Source organism: Pseudomonas sp. KK18, assembly GCF_037094675.1.
In the GTDB taxonomy this organism is placed as follows: domain Bacteria; phylum Pseudomonadota; class Gammaproteobacteria; order Pseudomonadales; family Pseudomonadaceae; genus Aquipseudomonas.
In genome coordinates this window covers 6,808,576-6,834,584 of sequence record NZ_CP146605.1, presented here as the reverse complement: position 1 = coordinate 6,834,584, position 26,009 = coordinate 6,808,576, and the positions used below count along the sequence as shown (strand labels likewise).

General features: G+C 62.1%; 22 protein-coding genes. 11 read left to right on the top strand and 11 right to left on the bottom strand.

The annotated features are described in order from the left end of the window. Positions 1-20: 20 nt before the first annotated feature. Complete coding sequence (gene cadR, locus V6607_RS31145) at positions 21-470, bottom strand: Cd(II)/Pb(II)-responsive transcriptional regulator (protein WP_003213819.1); 450 nt, start codon at positions 468-470, stop codon at positions 21-23. 85 nt (positions 471-555) lie between these two features. On the opposite strand from cadR, the gene V6607_RS31140 reads away from it, so the two are divergent. The 7 genes from V6607_RS31140 (at position 556) to V6607_RS31110 (ending at position 9,572) form a co-directional block, all read left to right on the top strand. Then, complete coding sequence (locus tag V6607_RS31140; RefSeq protein WP_134327486.1) at positions 556-2,826, top strand: heavy metal translocating P-type ATPase; 2,271 nt, start codon at positions 556-558, stop codon at positions 2,824-2,826. 16 nt (positions 2,827-2,842) lie between these two features. Then, the gene (locus tag V6607_RS31135; RefSeq protein ID WP_102604108.1) at positions 2,843-3,706 is read left to right on the top strand and encodes a LysR family transcriptional regulator; all 864 of its coding nucleotides are present in this window, start codon (positions 2,843-2,845) and stop codon (positions 3,704-3,706) included. 231 nt (positions 3,707-3,937) lie between these two features. Next, positions 3,938-5,002 (top strand): putative 2-aminoethylphosphonate ABC transporter ATP-binding protein, encoded by a 1,065-nt coding sequence (locus tag V6607_RS31130; protein WP_134327485.1) that lies wholly within the window; start codon positions 3,938-3,940, stop codon positions 5,000-5,002. Position 5,003: 1 nt separating this feature from the next. Beyond that, positions 5,004-6,728 (top strand): putative 2-aminoethylphosphonate ABC transporter permease subunit, encoded by a 1,725-nt coding sequence (locus tag V6607_RS31125; protein WP_003213812.1) that lies wholly within the window; start codon positions 5,004-5,006, stop codon positions 6,726-6,728. Between the two features lie 23 nt (positions 6,729-6,751). Continuing rightward, the gene (locus tag V6607_RS31120; RefSeq protein ID WP_134327484.1) at positions 6,752-7,768 is read left to right on the top strand and encodes a putative 2-aminoethylphosphonate ABC transporter substrate-binding protein; all 1,017 of its coding nucleotides are present in this window, start codon (positions 6,752-6,754) and stop codon (positions 7,766-7,768) included. 125 nt (positions 7,769-7,893) lie between these two features. Next, complete coding sequence (locus V6607_RS31115; RefSeq protein ID WP_134327482.1) at positions 7,894-9,018, top strand: TIGR03364 family FAD-dependent oxidoreductase; 1,125 nt, start codon at positions 7,894-7,896, stop codon at positions 9,016-9,018. Further along, entirely contained in the window at positions 9,018-9,572 is a 555-nt protein-coding gene (locus V6607_RS31110) for a phosphonate degradation HD-domain oxygenase (protein WP_102370110.1), read from the top strand. The genes V6607_RS31115 and V6607_RS31110 overlap by 1 nt, the downstream gene beginning before the upstream one ends. Here V6607_RS31110 and V6607_RS31105 read toward each other — a convergent pair. Beyond that, positions 9,569-10,942 carry a DUF3482 domain-containing protein gene (locus V6607_RS31105; protein WP_134327481.1) on the bottom strand — a complete coding sequence of 458 codons (1,374 nt, stop codon included), beginning with the start codon at positions 10,940-10,942 and terminating at the stop codon, positions 9,569-9,571. The two genes, V6607_RS31110 and V6607_RS31105, sit on opposite strands and share 4 nt — an antisense overlap. Continuing rightward, the gene (locus V6607_RS31100; protein ID WP_134327480.1) at positions 10,935-12,314 is read right to left on the bottom strand and encodes a DUF2868 domain-containing protein; all 1,380 of its coding nucleotides are present in this window, start codon (positions 12,312-12,314) and stop codon (positions 10,935-10,937) included. The genes V6607_RS31105 and V6607_RS31100 overlap by 8 nt, the downstream gene beginning before the upstream one ends. 90 nt (positions 12,315-12,404) lie before the next feature. Between V6607_RS31100 and V6607_RS31095 the strand changes: the two genes are divergently transcribed. Further along, positions 12,405-12,917 (top strand): dihydrofolate reductase, encoded by a 513-nt coding sequence (locus V6607_RS31095; RefSeq protein ID WP_134327479.1) that lies wholly within the window; start codon positions 12,405-12,407, stop codon positions 12,915-12,917. A gap of 94 nt (positions 12,918-13,011) precedes the next feature. Here the strand turns inward: V6607_RS31095 and V6607_RS31090 are convergent, their stop codons facing one another. Continuing rightward, positions 13,012-14,403 (bottom strand): L-cystine transporter, encoded by a 1,392-nt coding sequence (locus V6607_RS31090; RefSeq protein WP_003213804.1) that lies wholly within the window; start codon positions 14,401-14,403, stop codon positions 13,012-13,014. 241 nt (positions 14,404-14,644) lie between these two features. On the opposite strand from V6607_RS31090, the gene V6607_RS31085 reads away from it, so the two are divergent. Then, complete coding sequence (locus V6607_RS31085; RefSeq protein ID WP_134327478.1) at positions 14,645-15,703, top strand: haloacid dehalogenase-like hydrolase; 1,059 nt, start codon at positions 14,645-14,647, stop codon at positions 15,701-15,703. A 193-nt stretch (positions 15,704-15,896) separates the two neighbouring features. Here V6607_RS31085 and ilvD read toward each other — a convergent pair whose 3' ends face one another. The 4 genes from ilvD to V6607_RS31065 form a co-directional block, all read right to left on the bottom strand. Then, positions 15,897-17,738 (bottom strand): dihydroxy-acid dehydratase, encoded by a 1,842-nt coding sequence (ilvD, locus tag V6607_RS31080; protein ID WP_134327477.1) that lies wholly within the window; start codon positions 17,736-17,738, stop codon positions 15,897-15,899. A 330-nt stretch (positions 17,739-18,068) separates the two neighbouring features. Then, positions 18,069-18,527: a transposase gene (locus V6607_RS31075; RefSeq protein WP_134327476.1), complete on the bottom strand. Its 459-nt coding sequence runs from the start codon at positions 18,525-18,527 to the stop codon at positions 18,069-18,071. A gap of 212 nt (positions 18,528-18,739) precedes the next feature. Further along, complete coding sequence (locus V6607_RS31070; RefSeq protein ID WP_134327475.1) at positions 18,740-19,936, bottom strand: MFS transporter; 1,197 nt, start codon at positions 19,934-19,936, stop codon at positions 18,740-18,742. Positions 19,937-20,168: 232 nt separating this feature from the next. Further along, positions 20,169-21,365, bottom strand: coding sequence for a class I SAM-dependent rRNA methyltransferase (locus V6607_RS31065; RefSeq protein ID WP_003213799.1), 1,197 nt, complete (start codon positions 21,363-21,365; stop codon positions 20,169-20,171). A gap of 209 nt (positions 21,366-21,574) precedes the next feature. On the opposite strand from V6607_RS31065, the gene V6607_RS31060 reads away from it, so the two are divergent. Together V6607_RS31060 and mutM are read left to right on the top strand one after the other, a co-directional pair. Continuing rightward, on the top strand, positions 21,575-22,387 hold the full coding sequence (locus V6607_RS31060; protein ID WP_173882995.1) for an HDOD domain-containing protein: 813 nt from the start codon (positions 21,575-21,577) through the stop codon (positions 22,385-22,387). Positions 22,388-22,408: 21 nt separating this feature from the next. Next, positions 22,409-23,221, top strand: a complete 813-nt coding sequence (gene mutM / locus V6607_RS31055; RefSeq protein ID WP_008438968.1) for a bifunctional DNA-formamidopyrimidine glycosylase/DNA-(apurinic or apyrimidinic site) lyase — start codon at positions 22,409-22,411, stop codon at positions 23,219-23,221. A 133-nt stretch (positions 23,222-23,354) separates the two neighbouring features. On the opposite strand, the gene V6607_RS31050 is transcribed toward mutM, so the two are convergent. The 3 genes from V6607_RS31050 to V6607_RS31040 form a co-directional block, all read right to left on the bottom strand. Then, on the bottom strand, positions 23,355-23,606 hold the full coding sequence (locus V6607_RS31050) for a YfhL family 4Fe-4S dicluster ferredoxin (protein WP_003213796.1): 252 nt from the start codon (positions 23,604-23,606) through the stop codon (positions 23,355-23,357). 183 nt (positions 23,607-23,789) lie between these two features. Further along, positions 23,790-24,269: a pantetheine-phosphate adenylyltransferase gene (coaD, locus tag V6607_RS31045; RefSeq protein ID WP_003176711.1), complete on the bottom strand. Its 480-nt coding sequence runs from the start codon at positions 24,267-24,269 to the stop codon at positions 23,790-23,792. A gap of 114 nt (positions 24,270-24,383) precedes the next feature. Beyond that, complete coding sequence (locus V6607_RS31040) at positions 24,384-25,979, bottom strand: GMC family oxidoreductase (RefSeq protein WP_134327474.1); 1,596 nt, start codon at positions 25,977-25,979, stop codon at positions 24,384-24,386. Between the last annotated feature and the right edge of the window lie 30 nt (positions 25,980-26,009).

The following is a 26,009-nucleotide window of genomic DNA, read 5'->3' as shown; positions in this document are numbered from 1 at the left end:
ACATTTTTTTGTGTACACATTCAATGCCCGTGGCTTCTGCCCACATGTGAGGGCTCAGCCTCGCTGGCCGCGACACTCCCGCTGACTTCCAGCCGCTGTAAAATCCCGCACTGATCCAGATCCGGCCCGCCGCCACAGCGCTGGCGCAGGTCGAGCAACTGTTCCTGCAACGCCATAAGCCCGTCGATCCGCGCCTTGACGTGGTGGATATGCTCGTCAATCAATGCATTCACGCTTTCGCACTGGTCCTGAGGACTGTCACGCAGGCCTAGCAGGCTGCGAATTTCCTCAAGGGTCATGTCCAGGCTGCGGCAGTTGCGGATAAACACCAGCCGTTCGGTGTGCGCCTGGGTGTACAGCCGGTAATTACCGTCACTGCGCGCAGGCGGCGGCAGCAGGCCTTCTTTCTCGTAATAACGGATGGTTTCCACCTGGCAATCCGTCAATTTTGCCAATTCGCCGATCTTCATCGCAGCAATCTCCAAAAGGATGCTTGACCCTATAGTGGCTACAGGGTCTTTACTTGGCAACAGGCACCTTTACGGACGCGACAGAATGAGCGATTCCATCCACACCCCGCACAAGCACGACCATGATCATGACCACGCGCACGATCACGGCCCCAAGCTCAAACCTGTGCAGAAGCACGACCATGGCAGCCATGGCGATTCCTGCTGTTCCAGCAAGGCCGCGCCGGCGCTGGTGAAGCTGACCGAAGCCCCGACAGCGGGCTCGCGGCTGAGCACCTTCCGCATCGAAGCCATGGACTGCCCCACCGAGCAGACGCTGATCCAGAACAAACTGGGTAAGCTTGCGGGTGTGCAGCAGCTGGAATTCAACCTGATCAACCGCATTCTCGGCGTCACTCACGACCTGCCGACGACCGCGCCGATCATCGACGCCATCAAGTCCCTGGGCATGCAGGCGGACCCCATCGAAGAAGGCGTCGCCCCGGCTGAGCCGCCGGCGAAGAAGCACTGGTGGCCGCTGGCCGTGTCCGGCGTGGGCGCTCTGGGTGCTGAAGTGCTGCACTTCACCAACGCAGCCCCGACGTGGGTGATTGCCCTGGTCGCGCTGATCTCTATCTTCAGCGGCGGCCTCACCACCTACAAAAAGGGCTGGATCGCCCTGAAAAACCTCAACCTGAACATCAACGCCCTGATGAGCATCGCCGTCACCGGCGCGATCCTGATCGGCCAGTGGCCGGAAGCGGCGATGGTGATGTTCCTGTTCACCGTGGCCGAGTTGATCGAGGCCAAGTCCCTGGACCGCGCACGTAACGCCATCAGCGGCTTGATGCAGATGACGCCGGAACAGGCCACGGTCCTTCAGGCAGATGGCAGTTGGGTTGAAAAGGAGGTTAAAGTCATTGAACTGGGCGCCATCGTGCGGGTTCGTCCCGGCGAGCGCATTGGCCTGGACGGTGAAGTCACCTCCGGCCAGTCCACCATCGACCAGGCGCCGATTACCGGTGAAAGCCTGCCGATCGAAAAGACCGTGGGCGACAAAGTCTTCGCCGGCACCATCAACCAGGCCGGCTCCCTGGAATACAAAGTCACTGCAGCCGCCAACAACTCCACCCTGGCGCGGATCATCCACGCCGTGGAACAGGCCCAGGGCGCCCGCGCGCCAACCCAGCGTTTTGTCGACACCTTCGCCAAGGTCTACACCCCGGCGGTGTTCATCTTTGCCCTGGGTGTGGCGTTGATTCCGCCGCTGTTCATGGGCGGTGTGTGGTTTGAATGGGTCTACCGCGCACTGGTATTGCTGGTGGTCGCGTGCCCATGTGCACTGGTGATTTCCACCCCGGTGACCATCGTCAGCGGCCTGGCCGCCGCGGCGCGCAAAGGCATCCTGATCAAGGGCGGTGTGTACCTGGAGGGTGGCTACAAACTCGACTACCTGGCCCTCGACAAGACGGGCACCATCACCCACGGCAAGCCGGTGCAAACCGATTACCTGGCGCTGTTCCCGAACATGGAAGACAGCGCACCGGCTTTGGCTGCAAGCCTGGCCGGGCGCTCCGATCACCCGGTGTCCTTGGCCATCGCGAACGCGGCTGTGGATAAGAATCTCGCCGTTCACACGGTGGATAACTTCGAGGCCCTGACCGGTCGCGGTGTGAAGGGTGAAATCAATGGCGAGGTCTACTACCTGGGCAACCACCGTCTGGTGGAAGAGCTGAACCTGTGCTCGCCGGCCCTGGAGAAGAAGCTCTTCGCCCTGGAAAAACAAGGCAAGTCCGTGGTCCTGCTGCTGGACAAGTCCGGCCCGCTGGCGCTGTTCGCCGTGGCCGACACCGTGAAGGACACCAGCCGCGAAGCCATCCAGCAGTTGCATGACCTGGGCATCAAGACCCTGATGCTGACCGGCGACAACACCCACACGGCCAAGGCGATCGCCGATCAGGTGGGTATCGACCAGGCCCAGGGCGACTTGTTGCCCACCGACAAACTGCAAGCCATCGAAGCGCTCTACGCCAAGGGCCACCGGGTCGGCATGGTCGGCGACGGCATCAACGACGCCCCGGCGCTGGCCCGTTCCGAGATCGGGTTTGCCATGGCTGCTGCGGGTACCGATACCGCCATCGAGACCGCCGACGTGGCCCTGATGGACGACGACCTGCGCAAGATTCCAGCATTCATTCGGCTGTCGCGGCAAACGTCGAGTATCCTCAAGCAGAACATCGCCCTGGCCCTGGTGATCAAGGCGATCTTCCTCGCGGTGACCTTCCTTGGGATGGCCACCATGTGGATGGCGGTGTTCGCCGACATGGGCGTGAGCCTGCTGGTGGTATTCAATGGTCTGCGCCTGCTGCGCAAATAGTCGATGAGAGGGTGGTGTGCTGAGTGCCGAGCTGAAGGCGTTTTACATGGTCGCCCGCCTGGGCAGCATTACCCAGGCGGCGAAAAAGCTCGGGCTCAGCCAGCCCACGGTGACCACCCAGATTCGTCACCTGGAAAGCCAGTACTCGGTGGAGTTGTTCTACCGTGGCGGGCGCCGCCTGACCGTCAGCGACGAAGGCGCGCGGCTGTTGCCGATGGTCAAGGCGCTGTTGCAGCAGGAAGCGGACATCGAGTTTTTCCTGCGCAACAGTGGCCAGGTACAAGGAGCCTTGAGGATTGCCGCGACGGCACCTTATTACATCCTCGACCTGGTCAAGACCTTCCGCGAGCGGCTGCCGCAGGTCGAGGTTTCGGTGGAGATCGGCAACTCCCAGCAGGTGCTGGAAGCGCTGGATGACTACCGCGTCGACGTCGCCGCCTCGTCCCAATTGCTTGAAGACCCGCGCCTGATCCGGCGGGTACTGGGCATGGACCCGCTGGTGCTGGCGGTGCATCGCAATCATCCGCTGGCGGTACTTGAACATGTACCGCTGACCGCGCTGGCCGGGCATACCTTGCTGATGCGCGAGCCGGGGTCGACCACCCGTCGATTGACCGAAGAGATGTTGCAGGGCGCCGGCGTGAGTTACGGGCCGTTGCTGGAGATCGGCAGCCGGGAATCGATCCGTGAGGCGGTGTTGCGCAATATCGGCATCAGCATCATTGCCCGCCAGGAAGTGCCCCACGATCCGCAACTGCGTGTGCTGACCATCGAGAATGCCCCGCAGATTCCCGAGTATTTGTACTGCCTCAAAGAGCGAAAGGGCGCCCGGTTGCCGGCGGCGTTCCTGGGGTTGGCGCAGGAAATGTCGCCGATCTAAAGCTGATCGTTCCCACGCTCTGCGTGGGAATGCCGGCCTGGACGCTCCGCGTCCGCTCTTAAGGTCGTGACGCGGAGCGTCACAGGATGTATTCCCACGCAGAGCGTAGGAACAATCTGCTGGCCCTACCCAAATCCACCAATACCACTATCGCCACGTTTTGCCTTTCTGCCACAAGAGGGACGCATTGCCTGCCTAGGATGACCTTCATCAGTTTGATGAGGTGCCTCCATGAACACAGCCATGACTAATCCCGGCGCGCCAATGAAGGTGCGCGGTGTACAGAAACGCTTCGGCGCCTTCACCGCGCTGGATAACGTGTCCCTGGACGTCGCCGCTGGCGAACTGGTGTGCCTGCTGGGCCCGTCGGGCTGCGGCAAGACCACTTTGCTACGCTGCATCGCCGGCCTGGAGCGCCAGGACAGCGGCGAGTTGTACCTCGGCGACCGCGATGTTTCCCTACTGGCACCCCAGGCTCGGGACTACGGCATTCTGTTCCAGTCCTACGCGCTGTTTCCCAATCTCACCGTCGAAGCGAACATCGGCTACGGCCTCACCGGCAGTGGCCGTGATGAAGTGCGCAAGCGTGTCGGGCAGATGCTTGAACTGGTGGGTTTGGTGGGCAGCGAAAAGAAATACCCCGGCCAACTTTCCGGCGGCCAACAACAGCGTGTGGCACTGGCTCGCGCCCTGGCGCCGGCGCCGTCCTTGCTGCTGCTGGACGAACCCATGTCGGCCCTCGACGCCCGGGTGCGCGAGCATCTGTGCACCGAGCTGCGCCAACTGCAACGTCGCCTGGGCATCACCACCCTGATGGTCACCCACAACCAGGACGAGGCCATGCTGATGGCTGACCGCATTGCCGTGATGAACAACGGCAAGGTCGAGCAGTACGCCACGCCCCAGGAAATCTACGACCGCCCGGCCACACCGTTCGTGGCCGAGTTCGTCGGCCAGGGCAACTGGCTGCCGTTCAGCCGCAACAGCGCCAGCCACGCCCAGGTCGGCGGGATGAATATGCGCCTGGCGGAAAACTCCGGTGCCGCAAAATCGGGCCGTCTGTTCTGCCGCCCGGAAGCCATCAGCGTCAACCCGCCGGTGCATGAAGAAAACCTGTTCCCGGCCAAGGTCCGCGAGATCACTTTCCTCGGCAACCGCTGCCGCATGAGCTTCGAGCTGGACCAACTGCCCGGCCATCCGCTGCTGGCCGAGCTGGCCCCGGAAGCCATGCCGCGCCTTGGCGCCCAGGACATCTGGGTCGCGCTGCCCCCGCGCAGCCTGCAGGTGTTTGCCTGAGATGGCCCGCGATATGACTCTGCCGATACCCGATAACGTGGCTCGTCAGGTTTCCCGTGCCGAACTCGGCGACCGTATTTTTGTAGTCGGCGGCAAGCTGCTCTGGCTGTGCCTGCTGGGCGTCGCGGTGCTGATGCCGCTGCTGGCGATCTTCTGGCGCGGCTTCAGCAGTGAAGCCGGGCAGGGCGGTGGCCTGGTGGCGGCGCGGGAGTTGGTCACCAGCGACAATTTCCACTGGTTGCTCGGTAACAGCCTGAAGGTTTCCGGCAGCGTTGCCGCCATCGTCGTACCACTGGCTTATCTGTTTGCCTACGCTTTGCAACGCACGCTTATTCCGGGCAAGGCGATCTGGCGCGGCATGTCGCTGCTGCCGTTGATGGCGCCGTCGATGTTGCCCGGGATTGCGCTGGTCTACCTGTTCGGCAACCAGGGCATGTTGCGCGGGCTGCTGTCGGACAACATCTATGGCTTCTGGGGCATCGTCCTCGGCGAAGTGATCTACACCTTTCCCCATGCCTTGATGATCCTGTTGTCGGCGCTTTCCCTGGCGGATGCACGTTTGTTCGATGCCGCATCGAGCATGGGCGCGAGTCCCGCCCGGGCGTTTCGCAGCATCACCTGGCCGGCGACGCGCCAGGCCGTGTTTGCCGCGTTTTGCCTGGTGTTCACCCTGACCATCACCGACTTCGGTGTGCCTGTTGTAGTGGGCGGCGACTACCAAGTGTTGGCGCTGGAAGCCTACAAAGCCGTGGTCGGCCAGCAGCAATTCGGGCGGGGCGCCTTGATCGGCATGGTCCTGCTGCTGCCGGCACTGTTCAGCTTCGGTGTCGACGCCTGGCTACGCCGTCGTCACGGCGACTCCATGAGCGGCCGCGCCCAGGTGTTCCAGCCGGCACCGTCGAAGCTGCGGGACGGCTGCTACCTGGCCATCGTCCTGCTGATCTGCGCGATCCTGCTGCTGGTGTTCGGCATGGCGGTCTACTCATCCCTGGTGAAATTCTGGCCCTACAACCTGTCGCTGTCCCTGGCCCACTACCAGTTCGAAGACACGGCCGGCGGCGGCTGGCTGGCCTACCGCAACAGCATCACCATGGCCCTGTGCACCGCGTTGATCGGCAGCGTGCTGATCTTCACCGGCGCCTACCTGATGGAAAAGACCAGGGGCCAGAAGGGCCTGAACCTGGCGCTGCGCATGCTCAGCTTCGTGCCGATGGCGGTGCCGGGGTTGGTGCTCGGCTTGGGCTACGTGTTCTTTTTCAACCTCAACGGCAACCCGCTGCATGTGCTCTACGGCACCATGACGTTGCTGGTGGTGTGCACCATTGCTCACTATTTGACCACCGCCCAAATGACCGCCACCACGGCCCTGCGCCAACTGGACGCGGAATTCGAAGCCGCCGCGCTGTCGCTGAAGGCGCCGCTGTACCGCCATTACCTGCGGGTCACCGTGCCGATCTGCCTGCCGGCGCTGCTGGACATCGTGCGCTACCTGTTCGTCTCGGCGATGACCACCGTTTCCGCCGCGATCTTCCTTTACAGCCCCGACACCATTCTCGCCGCCGTCGCCGTGCTGAACATGGACGACGCCGGCAACGTCGGCGGTGCGGCGGCCATGTCGACCCTGATCCTGTTCACCTCGGCGGGCGTGTCCTTGCTGCTGGCGTGGGCCTCACGCGGCTTGTTGCGCCGCTCCCAGGCCTGGCGCCAAACCGCGCCCGGTCAATAAATCATCCATAAAGGAACTGCACCATGTTCAAGCCCCTGGCGTTAGCCGCTGCTGTGCTCACTGCGTTCAGCCTGAATGCCTTTGCCGCCAAGACCGAGTTGACCGTGTACACGGCCCTCGAAGCCGAGCAATTGAAGACCTACAAACAGGCCTTTGAAAAGGTTAACCCGGACATCGAGATCAAATGGGTGCGCGATTCCACCGGCATCATCACCGCCAAGCTGCTTGCCGAAAAAGCCCGCCCTCAGGCTGACGTGGTCTGGGGCCTGGCCGCTTCCAGCCTGGCGATCCTCGACCAGCAGGGCATGCTGCAAAACTACGCACCGGCAGATTTGAGCAAGATCGGTGCGAACTACCGCGACGCCGCCAACCCGCCGGCCTGGGTCGGCATGGACGTGTGGGCTGCGACCATCTGCTTCAACACCGTCGAAGCCGAAAAGCAGGGCCTGAGCAAGCCGGTGAGCTGGCAGGACCTGACCAAGCCTGAGTACAAGGGCAAGATTGTGATGCCCAACCCGGCCTCGTCCGGCACGGGCTTCCTGGATGTGAGTGCCTGGTTGCAGACCTTCGGCGAGAGGCAGGGCTGGCAGTACATGGACGACCTGCACCAGAACATCGGCCAGTACGTTCACTCCGGTTCCAAGCCGTGCAAGCTGGCGGCCTCGGGTGAATTCCCGATCGGCATTTCCTTCGAATACCCGGCCGTTCAGCTGAAGCGCCAGGGCGCACCGCTGGACATCATCCTGCCGAAAGAAGGCCTGGGCTGGGATATCGAAGCCACTGCCGTGATCAAGGGCACTGCCCACGCAGACGCGGCACAGAAACTCGCCGACTTCTCCGCCAGCCCCGCGGCGATGGAGCTGTACAAGGAAAACTTCGCGGTACTGGCCCAGCCGGGCATCGCCAAGCCGCAGACCGAGTTGCCGGCGGACTACGAGCAGCGGTTGATCAAGAATGACTTTGCCTGGGCGTCGAAAAACCGCGACAGCATCCTGACCGAATGGCGCAAGCGCTATGACGGCAAGTCGGAAAAACAATAACCACCGATCGTTCCCACGCTCTGCGTGGGAACGCGGCTCTGGACGCTCTGCGTCCGCTTTTGTAGTCGTGACGCGGAGCGTCACAGGATGCATTCCCACGCGGAGCGTGGGAACGAGAGGTCTTCATGACACAACTGCTGATCATCGGCACCGGCATCCTCGGCCTGTCCCACGCTTATGCGGCCGCCAAACGCGGCCTCAAGGTCAAGGTCTTCGAGCGCAGCGCCACTCCATTGGGGGCTTCCGTACGCAACTTCGGCCAAGCACTGGTCACCGGCCAGCCGCCGGGGCCCATGCTCGACCTGGCGCGGGACAGCCGCGAGATCTGGGGCCAGTGGGCGCAACTCGCCGGCATCCAGCTCAAGCGCAACGGCTCTTATTTGTTCGCCCGCACCGAAGCCGAAGAGCACTTGCTTGAAGCCTTCTGCGCCGGTCGCGCGCAAGAACACGGTTATCGCGTCAAGTTGCTGCAAGGCGCCGCCCTGCACGAGCTGTACGGTGGCCAGTTCGCCCATCACCGCGCTGCGCTTCACGGCCTGGATGATCAACAACTGTATTCGCGCGAGGCTATCCCGGCGCTGATCAACTACCTCAGCCGCGAACTGAGCGTGGAGTTTCATTTCTCCACCCTGGTGCGCGACATCGAGCCCGGCCAGGTGCACACCACTGCCGGCTCCTTTCGCGGCGAGCAGATCATTGTCTGCTCCGGTCACGACTACCAGACGCTGCTGGCCGAGCAGATTGCCGAACTCAACCCGCAAATCTGCCGCCTGCAAATGCTGCGCGCCCGGCCAGTGGTGGAGTTGAACCTGCAACACGCGCTGCTGACCGGCCTCAGCTGCGTGCACTACGGCGCCTTCGCCGATTTGCCGGAAGCCGCGCCGGTACAGGCCGAAATTCTGCGGGACGTGCCGCACCTGCATGAAAACGGTATTCACCTGCTGATCAGCCCGACACCCTATGGCGAACTGATCATCGGGGATTCCCACCAGTACGGCAGCGATCCTTCACCGTTCAACGCCGAACAGGTGGACAACTGGATGATCGAACTGGCCGAACATACCCTAGGCTGCAAGATCCAGGTCGTGGAGCGCTGGCAGGGCGTCTATGGTTCCCGTGGGCCGGGGCCGTTCTCGTTCACGCGGGCGGCGCCGGGGGTGAGCGCGGCGTTGATGCACACCGGCGTGGGCATGAGCGTCGGGCCGGCGATGGCCGAGCGCAATATCACTGAGCTGTGGGGGAGTGCGTGATGAAAGCAGAGCAGGCAATCGCCGAGGTCTTCGGCCTGTACGAACAACACGGCACCGCCGATTACATTGGCGAGCCGGTCTCGCAGATCGAACACATGTCCCAGGCCGCGCAGTTGGCCATGGCTGAAGGCTTCGATGATGAAGTGGTGCTGGCGGCGTTCTTCCACGATATCGGGCATATCTGCGGGCAAGGTGGCGAGAACATGGGCGGTTATGGTGTGGTCAGCCATGAACGGCTGGGCGCCGATTATCTGCGCCGCGCAGGCTTCAGCGAGCGGATGGCAAAACTGGTGGAATACCACGTGCAGGCCAAGCGTTATCTGACCTTCAGCCAGCCGGATTATTACGCACGCTTGAGCGAAGCCAGCCGTCGTACCTTGGGTTACCAGGGCGGCGTGATGACCGCCGAGGAAGCCCGGGCGTTTGAGCAGGACCCGTTGTGCGCCGTCAGCCTGCGCATGCGTCACTGGGATGAACAAGCCAAGGAAATGCACGTGCCGGTGCTGGACCTTGAAGTGCTGAAGTCCAAGGCCCGGCAGTTGTTGGCGGCTTAGGTCTCGTCCAGGCGCTGGGCCAGGGCTTCGATCTGTTCCTGGCGTTCGGCCTGGCTCAATTTGGGGTGCGGGTTGAGGGACGACCATTGCGGATGAGCCCGGGCCTTGTTCAGGGCTTCCGGCAATTTGCCTTCGCGCCAGGTCTTGTCCTGGGGCGTGTCGACCTTGATGCTGTGGATCGCCGCATGGCCCCGCAGGTTCAGGGCCTTGAGCAGTTGCCGCTGGCGCAGGGCCAACAGGCGCAGCACGCTGTCGTCGACGGTCAGCTCGCGCTGGCCCTTGATCTTGCCCAGCAGGCGGCTGCCATAACTGCGGGCAGTTTGCAGCGCGCCTCCCGCGATGGCTCCGGCGAGGGCGGCGGCGCCGAGGGTCAGGCCGCCTACGAGTAGATCCACACCTGCGCCGGCCGCCGCGCCGGCTGCGATACCGCCACCGACCCGCACGCCCAGTTGCTTGAGGGTCTCGGGGTTGAACAGGTCATCGCCCCAGCGCCCGTCCAGCAGCGGTAAATCGCTGGCGGCGGCGTCCTGAGGGCGGAAGCCGAACAGCTTGAGCAAGGCTTCCACGCAACGCTGTTCGCGCTGGCGCACGGCTTTGCGCAGTTCGCTGATGGCCTGCTGTTCCACTTCGGCTTCGCTGACCACGCTGCGGCGGCAGGCGGCGCAGTCGATCAGCAGTTCGGCGATCAGCCGCGCGGCACTTTGCTGGCGAGCCTGGCGCTGGGCTTCCTGATCAAGGATCAGCCGTTCCAGTTGCCCACGGGAGTTTTCCAGCAGCAGGGCGAGGCTTTCATAGAGGCGGCGCTCGCCGTCTTCCGGCGGCGCCACGCTGTCAAAACGCACCAGCGCATGCAGGCCGAGGCGGGCGAGGGCTTCGCGCCAGTCCGGCTCGCGGTGGTCGGCGCTGCTGACAAAATTGAGCACCGGCAGCAACGGCTTGCCACAGCTGGCCAGCACTTGCAGCTCATCGCGGTACTTGGCCAGCACCGGCTCCCGGGCGTCTATCACATACAGCCCGGCGTCGGAGGCGAGCAGTTGGCGCAGCACCTTGGCTTCCTGTTCGAAGCGTTGCCGGGCCTCGCTGCCTTCCAGAAAACGCGCCAGCCGTGCCGGGCCGTCGAGGCGTTCGCCGGGGCGGTCCAGGCGTTCGAGGTAATCGAGCAGGGCGATGGCATCTTCCAGGCCCGGCGTGTCGTACAGCTCCAGCAAGGCTTCGCCGTCCACCGACAAGCGCGCACCTTCGACATGCCGGGTGGTGCTGGGACGATGGGAGACTTCACCAAAGCCGACGTCTCGCGTGAGCGTGCGCAGCAACGAGGTCTTGCCGACGTTGGTGTGGCCGACCACGGCAAGTTTCAGGGGCTTAGTCATGACCGGTCTCCAGCCAGGTGAGCGGCGCGCAATCGGCGAACGGTATCTCCAGTTGTTGCAAGGCCGTGTGCCAATCACCCAGGCGCTCAGCATCCAGGGCTTGGCCGGCGGGCGCTTGCAGCAGCCAGACCCGAGTGGCGGTGGCGCTGCGGGCCAGTTCGGCAATCAGCGCGAGGCTGCCGCGATCCGGCGAGCGCCGCGGGTCGCAGGCAATGGCCAGGCGTGCGGGCGGGAAGCGGGTGAGTTGCTCCAGCAGCTTGTTGCGGGATTCACGGCTGTCGAGGATGCCGGCGTCCTTGACACTGGCCGGGAGCTTCGGCGGCCATGGGCGCTGGTCGTCCAGCTCGATGGCCACCAGCAGGGCGCCGTTGCTTTCCAGTTCACTGACGCCGCCGGTCACGTGGTGCAATTGTTCGGGCGCCGCATCATTGACCCCAAGCCGTTCGCTGCTGGGCATCAGCCGTTCACGCAGTTGGCTGTAGCCGGGCAAGTTAAGGTCGAGGCTCAAGGCGGCGCGCCCACGTTTCCAACGCCACAGGCACAGCAACGCAAGGATCAGCCGCGGCAGGATGCCGTACACCAGCAGCACGCCCACCAGCCAGGCGGCCCAGGCCTGGCGGGCGCTTTCGATATTCAGGGCGGCATCGCCGCTGGCGCGGATCATCTCGACAGTGGGCACATTGAAGCCGAGCAAGGCGGGCAGGGCGCCGAGGGTTTGGGTCACGGCGACAAAGGTGTCCGCCCGCAGGATGGTGGTTTCCCACACAAAGCCGTAGCGCCGGGTGGCCAACAGCGTCAGCAGGATCACCAGGGCGCTGAGCAGGGCCAGCAGCCACAGGCTGTTGACCAGCACACCGACGGCCCAGCGATTGAGCTTGCGCCGTTGCAGCAACAGCAGCAGGGCGGGCGCCAGTTGCGCGGCCTTGGCGTCGCGGGCGAGTTTTTCGCTGAGCCATAACCACAGGCGGCCAAGACTGGCGCCGTGTTCACCGGCAAACAGCAGGCCCAGGGCCCAGCTCAACAACAGGATCAGGTTCAAACCCAGCAGGCTGCCCAGGGCCCAGAACACATTGACCGGCGCCAACCCGTTGCCCAGCGCGGCAAACGCCAGGCCGGCGCCGCTGATAATGGCGACTGCCGCCAGCAGGATCAGCGCCAGGCGCGCGCCTTGCAGCCAGCGGGTCAGGGCGGCGGTCAGGCCATCGCGTTCGGCCAGCCACAGCGCGCGGTTTTGAATGCGCGTGGGCAGGTCGCCGCCGGCGCTGCGGGCCAGGCGATTGGCTTCCTGGTCTTCCAGGGCACCCGCGTGTTCCTCGCGCAGGCGCACGGTCTCGGTCAGCCAGAGTGTTTGCAGGGGGGTCAGAGCTGTCACGCGCCGTCCTGTTGAGCCAGTGAGTCTGGAGCATAACCGCTGGAACGCCGGTTGGGGTATGCCGCGCGCGGCTCTGGTATTCTCGTCGCCATGAAAAAAACTCTCCCTTTAAGCCTGATCGCAGCCCTCGGTGAAAACCGTGTGATCGGCGTCGACAACAGCATGCCCTGGCATTTGCCGGGGGATTTCAAATATTTCAAGGCCACCACCTTGGGCAAGCCGATCATCATGGGGCGCAAGACCTGGGATTCCCTGGGGCGACCGTTGCCGGGCCGGTTGAACATTGTGGTCAGCCGTCAGACCGATCTGGCGCTGGAAGGTGCGGAAGTTTTTCCGTCACTGGACGCGGCCGTGGAGCGGGCTGAGGAATGGGCCAAGGCGCAGGGCGTGGATGAGCTGATGCTGATCGGCGGCGCGCAGTTGTATGCCCAGGGGCTGAAGCACGCGGATCGCCTGTATTTGACGCGGGTGGCGTTGAGCCCGGACGGCGATGCGTGGTTTCCCGAGTTTGATTTGAACCAGTGGAAGCTGGTGTCGAATGTCGAGAATGCGGCTGAGAGTGACAAGCCGGCGTACAACTTCGAAGTCTGGGAAAAAGCCTAAGAGCATCGCAGGCAAGCCAGCTCCCACAGTTGACCGAGTATTACTGAAAAAACCGGTTCAATGTGGGAGCTGGCTTGCCTGCGATAGCGGTCTGTCAGGCCTGCGCCAATTCCGCATGCTCATCGGCATTGAGCAGTTCTTTATCCGTCTGCTGCATGATCTGGCTGGTAATCGCCCCGGCCGTCATCGAACCGTTCACGTTCAATGCCGTACGGCCCATGTCGATCAGCGGCTCAACCGAAATCAGCAGCGCCACCAGTGACACCGGCAAGCCCATCGCCGGCAGCACGATCAGCGCGGCAAACGTCGCACCGCCGCCCACGCCCGCCACACCGGCCGAACTCAAGGTCACAATCGCCACCAGGGTCGCGATCCACAGCGGGTCCAGCGGGTTGATACCCACGGTCGGCGCAACCATCACCGCCAGCATCGCCGGATAAAGGCCGGCACAACCGTTCTGGCCAATCGTCGCGCCAAACGAGGCGGCAAAGCCGGCGATGGACTGCGGAATCCCCAGGCGACGGGTCTGCGCTTCAATGCTCAGCGGAATGCTCGCGGCGCTGGAGCGGCTGGTGAAGGCGAACGTCAGCACCGGCCAGACCTTGCGGAAGAACCGCAGCGGGTTGATCCCGGCCAGCGACAGCAGCAGGCCGTGCACCACAAACATCAGGCCCAGGGCCAGGTACGACACCACCACAAAACTGCCGAGCTTGATGATGTCTTGCAGATTGGAACTAGCGACCACTTTGGTCATCAGCGCCAATACGCCGTACGGGGTCAGCTTCATCACCAGGCGCACCAGGCGCATCACCCAGGCTTGCAGGGTGTCGATGGCGTTGAGGACTTTCTGGCCTTTTTCCACGTCATCCTTGAGCAGTTGCAGCGCGGCAACCCCAAGGAATGCAGCGAAGATCACCACACTGATGATCGACGTCGGCTTGGCCCGGGCCAGGTCGGCGAACGGGTTCTGCGGGATGAACGACAGCAGCAGTTGCGGGATATTCAGGTCGGCGACCTTGCCCGCGTAATCACTCTGGATCACTTGCAGGCGCGCCATTTCCTGGGTGCCGGCCACCAGGCCTTCGGCGGTGAGGCCGAACAGGTTGGTCAGGCCGATACCGATCAGCGCCGCAATCGCCGTGGTGAACAGCAGCGTGCCGATGGTCAGGAAGCTGATCTTGCCCAGGGACGAGGCGTTATGCAGACGGGCCACGGCGCTGAGGATCGAGGCGAACACCAGCGGGATCACGATCATTTGCAGCAACTGCACGTAACCGTTGCCGACCAGGTCGAACCAGCCGATCGAGGCCTTGAGCACCGGGTTGCCGGCACCGTAGATCGCGTGCAGCACCACACCGAAGATCACGCCGAGGACCAACGCAAACAACACCTTCTTGGCGAGGCTCCAGTTGGTTCGGCGGGTTTGTGCCAGGCCCAGCAGCAGGGCCACGAACACCAGTAAGTTGAGAATCAGGGGCAGATTCATTGAAGCTCCGTTGAGAAGGCAGCCAATCGCAGGAGCCTGCGATTGCGAACCGGCAAGCCTAACAGCTTGAAATATATTGATTTAATAACGTTATCGCATGGCGACTGTCGTTTTTGGAATAAGTAAATGGCGCCCAGGCGTACGCGGGTGGCGCGATCACGACGAAAGCGGTCGCGCTCGGGCGATAACTGTCATACAGATTTGTTAGCGTCGATGTCTTTCACTCAGGGAGAAAACGCACATGAAGCTAGCGCCGAAACTGTTTGCCGCCGCGCTGTGCCTGGGCCTCGCGAGCCAGGCCTTTGCCGCCACCGAGTTGAAACACTGGCCGGCGGCTGCCGCCAAGCAACTGGACGCGATGATTGCCGCCAATGCCAACAAGGGCAACTTCGCGGTGTTCGACATGGACAACACCAGTTACCGCTACGACCTTGAAGAGTCGTTGCTGCCGTACCTGGAAAACAAGGGCCTGATTACTCGCGACACCATGGACCCTTCCCTGAAGCTGATCCCGTTCAAGGACACCGCTGACCACAAGGAAAGCCTGTTCAGTTACTACTACCGCCTCTGCGAAGTTGACGACATGGTCTGCTACCCGTGGGTCGCGCAGATTTTCTCCGGCTTCACCCTCAAGGAACTCAAGGGCTACGTCGACGAGATGATGGCGTCGGGCAAGCCGGTGCCGGTCACCTATTACGACGGTGACGTGGTCAAGAACATGGAAGTGCAGCCGCCGAAGGTCTTCACCGGCCAGGCTGAGCTGTTTAACAAGCTGATGGAAAACGGCATCGAGGTCTACGTGATGACCGCCGCGTCTGAGGAACTGGTGCGCATGGTCGCGGCCGATCCGAAGTACGGCTACAACGTCAAACCCGAGAATGTCATCGGCGTGAGCACCTTGCTCAAGGACCGCAAGACCGGCGAGCTGACCACCGCCCGCAAGCAGATTGCCGCCGGCAAGTATGACGAGAAGGCCAACCTCGGCCTGGAGCTGACCCCGTACCTGTGGACCCCGGCCACCTGGATGGCCGGCAAGCACGCAGCGATCCTGACCTATATCGACGAGTGGAAAAAACCGGTGATCGTCGGTGGCGACACGCCGACCAGTGACGGCTACATGCTGTTCCATGACGTGGACGTGGCCAAGGGCGGCATCCACCTGTGGATCAACCGTAAAGACAAATACATGACCCAGCTCAACGGCATGATGGCCAAGCACGCTGCGGCCCAGGCCAAGGAAGGGTTGCCGGTGACGGCGGATAAAAACTGGGTGATCGTCAAGCCGGACGAGATTCAGTAAGTACGGCTGGACTCGGTCAAAAATGTGGGAGCGGGCTTGCTCGCGAAGGCGGTGGATCAGCCAGCTTATTCAGTAACTGGCACACCGCAATTCGCGAGCAAGCCCGCTCCCACAGTTGATCACCTTTGTTTGGGGAATAATCTCCAGGCAAAAAAATGCCCCGCACATGGCGGGGCATTTTTATGGGCGAGGTTTACAGACCGTCAAGCATCGCCTTGTTACGCACAGCACCCTTGTCGGCACTGGTGGCCAGCAGGGCATAAGCCTTCAACGCGGTGGTGACTTTGCGCGGACGCTTCTCCACCGGCTTCCAGCCTTTCTTGTCCTGCTCGATGCGGCGTGCCGCCAGTTCTTCATCGCTGATCAACAGGTTGATCGAGCGGTTCGGAATGTCGATCAGCACCTTGTCGCCATCCTGCACCAGGCCGATGGCGCCGCCCGCAGCAGCTTCCGGCGAAGCGTGGCCGATGGACAGGCCCGAGGTCCCGCCGGAGAAACGGCCGTCGGTCAGCAAGGCGCAGGCTTTGCCCAGGCCCTTGGATTTCAGGTACGACGTCGGGTACAGCATCTCTTGCATGCCCGGGCCGCCTTTCGGGCCTTCGTAACGGATGATGACGATGTCGCCTTCCTTCACTTCGTCAGCGAGGATGCCGCGTACCGAGCTGTCCTGGCTTTCGTAGATCTTGGCGCGGCCTTCGAACACGTGGATCGACTCGTCCACACCGGCGGTTTTCACGACGCAGCCATCGAGGGCGATGTTGCCGTACAGCACGGCCAGGCCGCCCTCTTTCGAATAGGCATGCTCGACACTGCGGATGCAGCCGTTTTCACGGTCGTCGTCGAGGGTTTCCCAACGGGTCGACTGGCTGAACGCGGTCTGCGTCGGGATGCCGGCCGGGCCGGCCTTGAAGAAGTGATGCACGGCTTCGTCAGTGGTTTGGGTGATGTCCCACTTGGCGATGCCTTCGGCGATGGATTTGCTGTGCACGGTCGGCAGGTCGGTGTGCAACAGGCCGCCACGGGCCAGGGAGCCGAGGATCGAGAAGATCCCGCCGGCGCGGTGCACGTCTTCCATGTGGTACTTCTGGATGTTCGGCGCGACTTTGCACAGTTGCGGCACGTGGCGGGACAGGCGGTCGATGTCCCGCAGGTCGAAGTCGATCTCGGCTTCCTGGGCGGCGGCCAGCAAGTGCAGGATGGTGTTGGTGGAACCGCCCATGGCGATGTCCAGGGTCATGGCGTTTTCGAACGCCTTGAAATTGGCGATGTTGCGCGGCAACACCGACTCATCGTTCTCGGTGTAGTAACGCTTGCACAGCTCGACGATGGTGCGGCCGGCCTGCAGGAACAGCTGCTCGCGGTCGCTGTGGGTGGCCAGTGTCGAGCCGTTGCCCGGCAACGCCAGGCCCAGGGCTTCCACCAGGCAGTTCATCGAGTTGGCGGTGAACATGCCGGAGCACGAACCGCAGGTAGGGCAGGCGCTGCGCTCGTATTCCGCGACCTTCTCGTCAGAAGCGCTGGAATCGGCGGCGATGACCATGGCGTCCACCAGGTCGAGGCCGTGGGAGGCGAGCTTGGTCTTGCCGGCTTCCATCGGGCCGCCGGAGACGAAGATCACCGGGATGTTCAGGCGCAGGGCGGCCATCAGCATGCCGGGGGTGATCTTGTCGCAGTTGGAGATGCACACGATGGCGTCGGCGCAGTGGGCGTTGACCATGTACTCCACGGAGTCGGCGATGATCTCGCGGCTCGGCAGGGAATACAGCATGCCGTCATGGCCCATGGCGATGCCGTCATCCACGGCGATGGTGTTGAATTCTTTCGCTACACCGCCGGCGCGTTCGATCTCGCGGGCGACCAGTTGGCCCAGGTCCTTGAGGTGGACGTGGCCGGGTACGAACTGGGTGAACGAGTTGGCAATCGCGATGATCGGCTTCTTGAAGTCGTCATCTTTCATCCCCGTGGCGCGCCACAGTGCGCGGGCGCCGGCCATGTTGCGGCCGTGGGTGGATGTTTTCGAGCGGTAATCAGGCATTGGAGCACTCCGGGCGGCTAATCAAGTACTAAAGGGGAGTGAGCTTCTAATTGACGACTGGAACACCCGAAAAATGGCCGTGTGTCCGGAAGTTGCCACTCGCGTCGCGGGATCGCCGCTTGCTTGGGCCTCGAGCTCATAAACCCGCCGGGGGATGACTGGCGATGAATAGGTCCGATTCTACACCGCTGGCGGCCGGAGGGAATGGCCGTCTACCTGTAGGAGCGAGCTTGCTCGCGAAAAACGTCAACGGTAACGCAGCGCTATCAGGTGGTCCGTGTCGTCTGTTGGTTTTTCGCGAGCAAGCTCGCTCCTACAGGGTTGCGTATTTCACAGCCACATGGCGTCCCAGAGCGGATAGTCGCCGATACGCTCAACCAGCCCTGCTCTTAATGGATTGGCGACGATGTATCGAGCTGTTGCTTTCAGGTCATCTTCCCGGCGTAGCGCCCGATCAAAGTAGCCCTTTTGCCAAAGTGTCCCGTGGCAACTCCTCGCTTTGTTAATGGCTTGGGCACTTCGCGACTTGGTAATCCGCATCAGTCTCGGCAAATCGCCGTTGTGCAATTCCACCAGCCAATGGAAATGGTCCGGCATCACGACCCAGGCCAGTGAGGTCGCCTCGCCGTCGTCCTGAGCCTTTCTGAATTCGCGAACAAGCAGGCGACCAATGCGCCAGTCCTGGAAGACCAGCTGTCGTTGATGGGTGACGGCGGTGAGCAGGTAAATGCGGCCGGATTCCGAATAGCGGCCTTTACGCAGCCGATGGGCGTTTTGCTGGGTGGACATTCCTTCGTCCTCTTCGTGTGGGTAGAAGAGAGACGGTAGGAGGCAACAGTGTCTATTGGCGTTTAAACACTGGTTCTGAATATGTCATGCCTTCTGTAGGAGCGAGCTTGCTCGCGAAGAACGTCAACGATAACGCAGCGCTATCAGGTGGCCCGTGTCGCCTATATGTTTTTCGCGAGCAAGCTCGCTCCTACAGTGGGAGTGGGAGAGCGTTAGCGTCCGACTCTGATGTTCGTCACTACGCCCCAAACGCTGAGCACGATGAAGCTGATGGCGATGGTCATCAGCAAGTTGTCTCCGGCTTGGGCGAGCGCGGCGCTGCTGACGGCGGCGGTGATGAACATGATGCTGTTGCCGGCCGACGCGGCGGTGCCGGCGCTGCTGGAGAACAGCAACATGGCCGCGGAAATCGCGGCGGGGCGTACCAGGGTCACGGCCAGGGCGCTGATCAGCATCGGGATCAGCAGGGTGATGGTGGTCATGGCCTCATAGCTGATCACCAGCGTCAGCAATACGCCTGCGATCCCCAGCAGGCCCAGCCCGAGGTTGATTTGTCGCGTGAGGGAGATATGTTTCTGCAGTGCAGTTGCTGCAACGCCGCCCAGCAGGTAGGCAACGCCATACACCATCAGCACTACCGCGTACTGGTATTCGGACAGCTTCAACTCATCCATGAAAATCAGCGGTGTCACGCTGATCAAGGCGAAGTAACACGCGAATACCAACGCGGCGATCCACCAGTAACGGATGAAGTCCCGGTTGCTTGCGATGGATTTCAGCGTGGCGATGATCGAAACAGGGGCTCTTTCAGGGCTGGCCGCCTTGGACGGCAATATCAGCCAGGCATGGATAAACATGCCTAGCGCCATCACCGCAAATCCATAAAAGCTGCCCTGCCAATCAAATGTGGTTTGCAGCCAGGAGCCGAGCAGCGGCGACAGCGCAACGAACGATCCGCTCAGGGTCATGTAGTAGATGCGGATGCGGGCGCGATCCTGCTCTTCGAAAAGGTCTTCAACCAGCGCATGGCCGAGCACAAAAAAGCCACAGCCGATGGCCTGGACGGCGCGAAACAGCAGGAAACTCGGGTAATTCGCCGCCAGTGCGCAGCCGATCGAGCCTAGGGTGGAAACCACGATGCACCCCAGCAGCACTTCCTTGCGCCCGAATTTATCTGAAAGCGGGCCGGCGATCAGTTGGGAAATCGCAAAAACCAGAGTGAACAGGCTGATGGATAAGGCGACCTCAGCAGTTGAGGTATCGAACTTCGCGGCCAGGGCTGGAAAGGAGGGCAGCAGGATATTGATCGGGAAGAAGCTGATCAGCGAGATGCAGGTGATGAGGATGAAGCGCGAGCGTTGTTGGCGTTTTAAGTCGCCATGGGGTGGCGAATAAGAGGACTCAGACATTGTTTTTATTTTCCGGAGTAAAACCAGAAACCGATACTAGTCTGCGAAACGGGGAATTCAATCAAAAGTGTTGTGGGAGGCCAAGCCCATGATGGTGTGTGTTGCCGCTGTAGGAGCGAGCTTGCTCGCGAAGAACGTCAACGATAACGCAGCGCTATCAGGTAGCCCGTGTTGTCTATTCGTCTTTCGCGAGCAAGCTCGCTCCTACAGTTGATCCGGTTCCAATTGGGCGTTAGCTATTCGGCAACAACCGGCAAGTAATGCTCTTGATATACCGGGTCTCGGCAATCGCCGGGTGCACCGGGTGGTCCGGGCCCTGGCCGCCGCGTTCCAGCATCTGGATATTGCGATCCAGGTGACGGGCGCTGGTCAGCAGGATGTTTTGCAGGTCGTCTTCCGGCAAGTGCATCGAGCACGAAGCGCTGACCAGGATGCCGTCCTTGCTGAGCAGGCGCATGGCTTGCTCGTTCAGGCGGCGGTAGGCGCCTTCGCCGTTTTTCATGTCTTTCTTGCGCTTGATGAAGGCAGGCGGGTCGGCCACGATCACGTCGAAACGCTCTTCGCTGGCTTTCAGCTCTTTGAGGGCTTCGAACACGTCGCCTTCGATGCAGGTCATTTTCTCGGCAACGCCGTTCAGTGCCGCGTTGCGCTCCACGCCGTCGAGGGCGAAGGCGGAGGCGTCGACGCAGAACACTTCACTGGCACCGAAGGCGGCCGCTTGCACGCCCCAGCCGCCGATGTAGCTGTACAGGTCGAGTACGCGTTTGCCTTTGGCATACGGAGCCAGGCGAGCGCGGTTCATGCGGTGGTCGTAGAACCAGCCGGTCTTCTGGCCCTGGATCACCGGCGCTTCGAACTTCACGCCGTTTTCTTCCAGTGCCACCCACTCCGGCACCAGGCCGAACACGGTTTCGACGTAGCGGTTGAGGCCTTCGGCATCACGCGCGGCGGAGTCGTTCTTGAACAGGATGCCGCTTGGCTTGAGCACTTGGGTCAGTGCGGCAATCACGTCTTCCTTGTGGGCTTCCATGGTCGCCGAAGCGATCTGCACCACCAGGATGTCGCCGAAACGGTCGACCACCAGGCCTGGCAACAAGTCGGAATCGCCGTACACCAGGCGGTAGAACGGCTTGTCGAACAGGCGGTCACGCAGGGACAGGGCGACGTTGATGCGGTGTACCAGCAGCGACTTGTCCAGCGGCAACTTGATGTCGCGGGACAGCAGGCGGGCGCAGATCAGGTTGTTCGGGCTCATGGCCACGATGCCGAGGGTCTTGCCGCCGGCTGCTTCCAGGATCGCCTGGTCGCCTGCCTGGAAGCCGTGAAGAGGTGTGGCGGCCACATCGATTTCGTTGCTGTAGACCCACAGGTGGCCGTTGCGCAAACGACGATCGGCGTTGGCTTTGAGACGCAGGCTTGGCAGGGACATGACGTCGCTCCGGAAAAAAGAGCGGGAGTATACCGTGTTGTGCAGTACTTGGCGGCGCCGCCGGACATGTGGAAGCGGTTCAGTTCGGGTTTTTGAGGTGTCAGCCTGGTTGCCATAAAGGTTAGAATCGCCGCCTAGTCCAGAGTGTGCCCCCTATGTCCCAAGAGCTATCCGCCGAACAGATCCAACAGAGCCTCCAAGGCATCAGTGTGCCGCCTCAACCGCAAATCATGGTGGATTTGCAGATGGAGCAGTACATGCCCGATCCGGACCTGGAAGTGATCGCCCGGTTGATCGCCCAGGACCCGGGCCTCTCCGGCTCGCTGCTGAAGATCGTCAATTCGCCGTATTACGGTCTGAGCAACAAGATCGTCTCGATACAGCGCGCGGTGAACCTGCTGGGCAGCCGCTCCATCGTCAACCTGATCAACGCGCAGTCGATCAAGGGCGAGATGAGCGACGACACGATCGTCACCCTCAACCGTTTCTGGGACACCGCCCAGGACGTGGCCATGACCTGCCTGGCCCTGGCCAAGCGCACCGGCAGCCAGGCGGTCGATGAAGCCTACGCATTGGGGCTGTTCCACGATTGTGGCGTGCCGTTGATGCTCAAGCGTTTCCCGAACTACATGAGTGTGCTGGAAGAGGCCTATGCCAACGCCGGCCCGGAGTGCCGTGTGGTCGACACCGAGAACCAGGCGTTCAACACCAACCATGCCGTGGTGGGTTACTACACCGCCAAATCCTGGCGCCTGCCGGAACATGTGACCGATGCCATCGCCAATCACCACAATGCCCTGGCGATTTTCAGCGACGAGTCCAACCACAAGCCGCAGCTGAAAAACCTGCTGGCGATCCTGAAAATGGCCGAGCACATTTGTGCGTCGTACCGCGTGCTGGGCAACCAGGTGGATGACCATGAGTGGAACGCCATCGGCCCGCTGGTGCTGGACCATATCGGCCTGTCGGACTACGACTTCGAGAGCTTGAAGTTGTCGATCCGCGAGCTGGGCGCGCACTAACCCTTTTTCCAAGAGGTACACATGCCCGAGTTACCGGAAGTCGAAACCACCCGGCGCGGAATTGCGCCGCACTTGGAAGGCCAGCGGGTCAGCCGTGTGGTGGTGCGTGAGCGGCGCCTGCGCTGGCCGATCCCGGAAGACCTGGATGTGCGGCTGTCCGGGCAACGCATCGTGCTGGTGGAGCGGCGGGCCAAGTATTTGTTGATCAATGCCGAGGTCGGCACGCTGATCAGCCACTTGGGCATGTCGGGCAATTTGCGCCTGGTGGAAGCCGGCAGCCCGGCGGCCAAGCATGAGCATGTGGATATAGAACTGGAGTCGGGCCTGGCCCTGCGCTACACCGACCCGCGACGCTTTGGCGCGATGCTCTGGAGCCTCGACCCGCTGAACCACGAGCTGCTGATCCGCCTGGGGCCGGAGCCGTTGACCGACCTGTTCGACGGCGAGCGGCTATTCCAGCTGTCCCGTGGACGCTCGATGGCGGTGAAGCCGTTCATCATGGACAACGCGGTGGTGGTGGGGGTGGGCAATATCTACGCGACGGAGGCGCTGTTTGCCGCCGGGATTGATCCGCGCCGGGAAGCCAAGGGCATTTCCCGTGGGCGTTACCTGAAGCTGGCGATCGAGATCAAGCGCATCCTGGCGGCGGCCATCGAGCGCGGCGGCACCACGTTGCGTGACTTTATCGGCGGCGACGGGCAGCCGGGGTATTTCCAGCAGGAATTGTTCGTCTATGGCCGTGGTGGCGAGGCGTGCAAGGTCTGTGGGACCGAATTGCGCAACGTGATGCTGGGGCAGCGGGCGAGTGTGTTTTGCCCGAAGTGTCAGAGCTGACAATTTGTGGTGCTGCTGATGGCCTATTCGCGAGCAAGCCCGCTCCCACATTCGACTGCATTCCAAAGGTGGAACTCGGTCTAATGTGGGAGCGGGCTTGCTCGCGAAGGGGCTTAATGAAGCGCCAAGGGACTTAGGCCTTCCCGGTAATCAACCGGTACTTCTCCATCAGTTGCTCTTCCGTTTCCGGATGAGCCTCGTCCAGCGGAATGCAATCCACCGGGCAAACCTGCTGGCACTGGGGTTCGTCGTAGTGGCCGACACACTGGGTGCACAGGTTGGGGTCGATCACATAGATCTCTTCACCCTGGGAAATGGCAGCGTTCGGGCACTCGGGTTCGCAGACGTCGCAGTTGATGCAATCGTCGGTGATGATCAGGGACATGGAAACTCCTGCCAGGGCTGTCAGCCAAGGCATCTGAAAACTAATGCGCGCAATTGTGCCGCATTGGCGCCCGCAGTGCGAGTCACAGCGATGGACAGTAGGAGCCGGCTTGCCGGCGATGGCGATGGGTCAGTTGCACCGTGGCGCCTGGATCGCTGGCAAGCCAGCTCCTGCAGTCCGGGATTATTTCTTGAATCGCAGGGTGAGAGCATCCGCCACAGCCGGGTGCACGAACTTGGTGATATCCCCGCCCAACGCCGCGATTTCCCGGACCAACGTCGAGGAAATGAACGAATAACGTTCCGAAGGCGTAAGAAACAGGCTTTCCACGTCCGGCGCCAGTTGGCGGTTCATGTTGGCCAGCTGGAATTCGTATTCGAAGTCCGACACCGCCCGCAGGCCGCGCAGGAACACATTGGCGTTCTGTTCCTTGGCGAAGTGCGCCAGCAGCGTCGAGAAGCCGACCACTTCAACGTTGGGCAGATGCTTGGTGACCTCACGGGCCAGCTCCACGCGCTGTTCCAGGGGAAACAGCGGGTTTTTCTTGGGGCTGGCAGCGACCGCGATAATCACATGGTCGAACAAGCGCGAGGCGCGTTCGACCAGATCGCCATGGCCCTTGGTGATTGGGTCGAAGGTACCTGGGTACAACACTCGGTTCATCGCGTCGTCCTGGCGGAGTCCGTTGGGGAACCGGATGGTATCGCAGCCATCCCGGTCGGCCAAGTCAACTTATTCAGAAGAAAGCACTATAGACACCGCGAATACCCGGTTTTTTCAGGCCGTTTTCAGACGTTCGGCCAATGCTGTCGCCAGTTGCGCCGTCAATCCATACACCGATAACTGCGGGTTAGCGCCAATGCTGGTGGGGAATAGCGAGCCATCGTGGATCGACAAGTTGCGCAGTTGATGATGGCGCCCAAGGCTGTCGGCCACGGCGTTTTTCGGTTCTTCCCCCATCGCGCAACCGCCCATTACATGAGCGCTGCCGAGCCGGGTTCGGTGCAATTCGAGGTTCAACCCGTCGATCATGCTGCGGGCTTCAGCCAAGGTGTTCACGTAGCGCGCATCGCCGTGCAGCGGCATCACCGACTTGGCGCCGCCGGCAAACTGAATCTCCGCCATGCTGTGGAATGCCCGGCGCAGGCCGTCCCAGGCGTAGGGCGAAACCTGATAATCGAGCACCGGTGTGCCATCGCCGCGCAATTCGACGGTGCCGCCCGGGCTGTCGGGGTGGAAACCGTCGCGCAAGAGGGCAAGCATTGCGTGGGTCTTGGGCAGTTGGCCCATATCCAGCGCGTTCTGCGTGCCGTAGCCGCCAAGCAAGGTACTGGCGAGGCCCGGATGCAGCGGCGGTACTTCGAGCTTGTAGGACATTTTGCCGGTAGTGCCGTCCTGCCATTGGAAGTGATCGGAATAAATCGACTGCGGCGCCCCGTAGAACGGGTTGATCACCTCGTCGAACAACCCTGCGGAAAAATTCACCAGGTGTAAAAAGGTTCGCTTGCCCAGGCGCGAGTGGGGATCGGGTGCGTCCGAGCGCAGCAGCAGCGCCGGGCTGTTGATGCCGCCGCCGGCCAGTACGTAATGCTTGGCTTTTACTGTGATCTTGCGGCCAGTGGGTGCCACGCAAAACTGATCCATGGCCACGCATTCGAGGCTGGTGATGGTGTCGCCGCTGAACTTCAGGCGTTCGGCACGGGCCAGGTACAGCAGCTCGCCGCCTTTCTCCAGGGTGGACGGAATGGTGGTCACCAGCATTGATTGCTTGGCGTTGACCGGGCAACCCATGCCGCAATACCCCAGGTTGAAACAGCCGCGCACATTGCGCGGGATCACGTGCCAGCTGTAGCCAAGCTTTTCGCAGCCCTTGCGGATCACGTCATTGTTGGCATTCGGTGGCATGGCCCAAGGCGCGATGCCCAGGCGTTGTTCCATTTTTTCGAACCAGGGCGCCATTTCGGCGCTGCTGTGGCCCTTGACCGCGTACTCGCTGGCCCAGTGGGCGAGGGTCGGGTCCGGGGTGCGGAAGCTGGAGGTCCAGTTGATCAGCGTGGTGCCGCCGACCGCGCGGCCCTGCAGGATGGTGATAGCGCCGTCCTTGCTCATGCGGCCGATGCCTTCCTGGTAGAGGCTGGCGTAGGCCTCGTCTTCCAGCAGCTTGAAGTCGTTGCTGGTCTTCAGCGGGCCTTCTTCGATCAGCAGCACCTTGTAGCCGGCGGCGCTGAGGATTTCGGCGGTGGTGCCGCCGCCGGCGCCGCTGCCGATGATCGCGACGTCGGCTTCCAGGGTCAGGTCCTGGTCGAGGGCGGCGCCATTGTGGGTCTTCCAGCCGCGGGCCATGCCATCGCGGAACAGATCAGGTACGGGCATCAGGGTCGTCTCTTGTTTTTATCGGGATGC

Bases quoted from the DNA above. Each gene is read 5' to 3' on its own strand.
- V6607_RS31120 (WP_134327484.1), top strand. From the start codon at position 6,752: ATGTTCAAGCCCCTGGCGTTAGCCGCTGCTGTGCTCACTGCGTTCAGC.
- V6607_RS31085 (WP_134327478.1), top strand. From the start codon at position 14,645: ATGAAGCTAGCGCCGAAACTGTTTGCCGCCGCGCTGTGCCTGGGCCTC.
- mutM (WP_008438968.1), top strand. From the start codon at position 22,409: ATGCCCGAGTTACCGGAAGTCGAAACCACCCGGCGCGGAATTGCGCCG.
- V6607_RS31110 (WP_102370110.1), top strand. From the start codon at position 9,018: ATGAAAGCAGAGCAGGCAATCGCCGAGGTCTTCGGCCTGTACGAACAA.
- V6607_RS31105 (WP_134327481.1), bottom strand. From the start codon at position 10,942: ATGACTAAGCCCCTGAAACTTGCCGTGGTCGGCCACACCAACGTCGGC.
- coaD (WP_003176711.1), bottom strand. From the start codon at position 24,269: ATGAACCGAGTGTTGTACCCAGGTACCTTCGACCCAATCACCAAGGGC.
- V6607_RS31065 (WP_003213799.1), bottom strand. From the start codon at position 21,365: ATGTCCCTGCCAAGCCTGCGTCTCAAAGCCAACGCCGATCGTCGTTTG.
- V6607_RS31090 (WP_003213804.1), bottom strand. From the start codon at position 14,403: ATGAATCTGCCCCTGATTCTCAACTTACTGGTGTTCGTGGCCCTGCTG.
- V6607_RS31095 (WP_134327479.1), top strand. From the start codon at position 12,405: ATGAAAAAAACTCTCCCTTTAAGCCTGATCGCAGCCCTCGGTGAAAAC.
- V6607_RS31140 (WP_134327486.1), top strand. From the start codon at position 556: ATGAGCGATTCCATCCACACCCCGCACAAGCACGACCATGATCATGAC.
- V6607_RS31125 (WP_003213812.1), top strand. From the start codon at position 5,004: ATGGCCCGCGATATGACTCTGCCGATACCCGATAACGTGGCTCGTCAG.
- cadR (WP_003213819.1), bottom strand. From the start codon at position 470: ATGAAGATCGGCGAATTGGCAAAATTGACGGATTGCCAGGTGGAAACC.
- V6607_RS31050 (WP_003213796.1), bottom strand. From the start codon at position 23,606: ATGTCCCTGATCATCACCGACGATTGCATCAACTGCGACGTCTGCGAA.
- V6607_RS31075 (WP_134327476.1), bottom strand. From the start codon at position 18,527: ATGTCCACCCAGCAAAACGCCCATCGGCTGCGTAAAGGCCGCTATTCG.
- V6607_RS31070 (WP_134327475.1), bottom strand. From the start codon at position 19,936: ATGTCTGAGTCCTCTTATTCGCCACCCCATGGCGACTTAAAACGCCAA.
- V6607_RS31040 (WP_134327474.1), bottom strand. From the start codon at position 25,979: ATGCCCGTACCTGATCTGTTCCGCGATGGCATGGCCCGCGGCTGGAAG.
- ilvD (WP_134327477.1), bottom strand. From the start codon at position 17,738: ATGCCTGATTACCGCTCGAAAACATCCACCCACGGCCGCAACATGGCC.
- V6607_RS31115 (WP_134327482.1), top strand. From the start codon at position 7,894: ATGACACAACTGCTGATCATCGGCACCGGCATCCTCGGCCTGTCCCAC.
- V6607_RS31130 (WP_134327485.1), top strand. From the start codon at position 3,938: ATGAACACAGCCATGACTAATCCCGGCGCGCCAATGAAGGTGCGCGGT.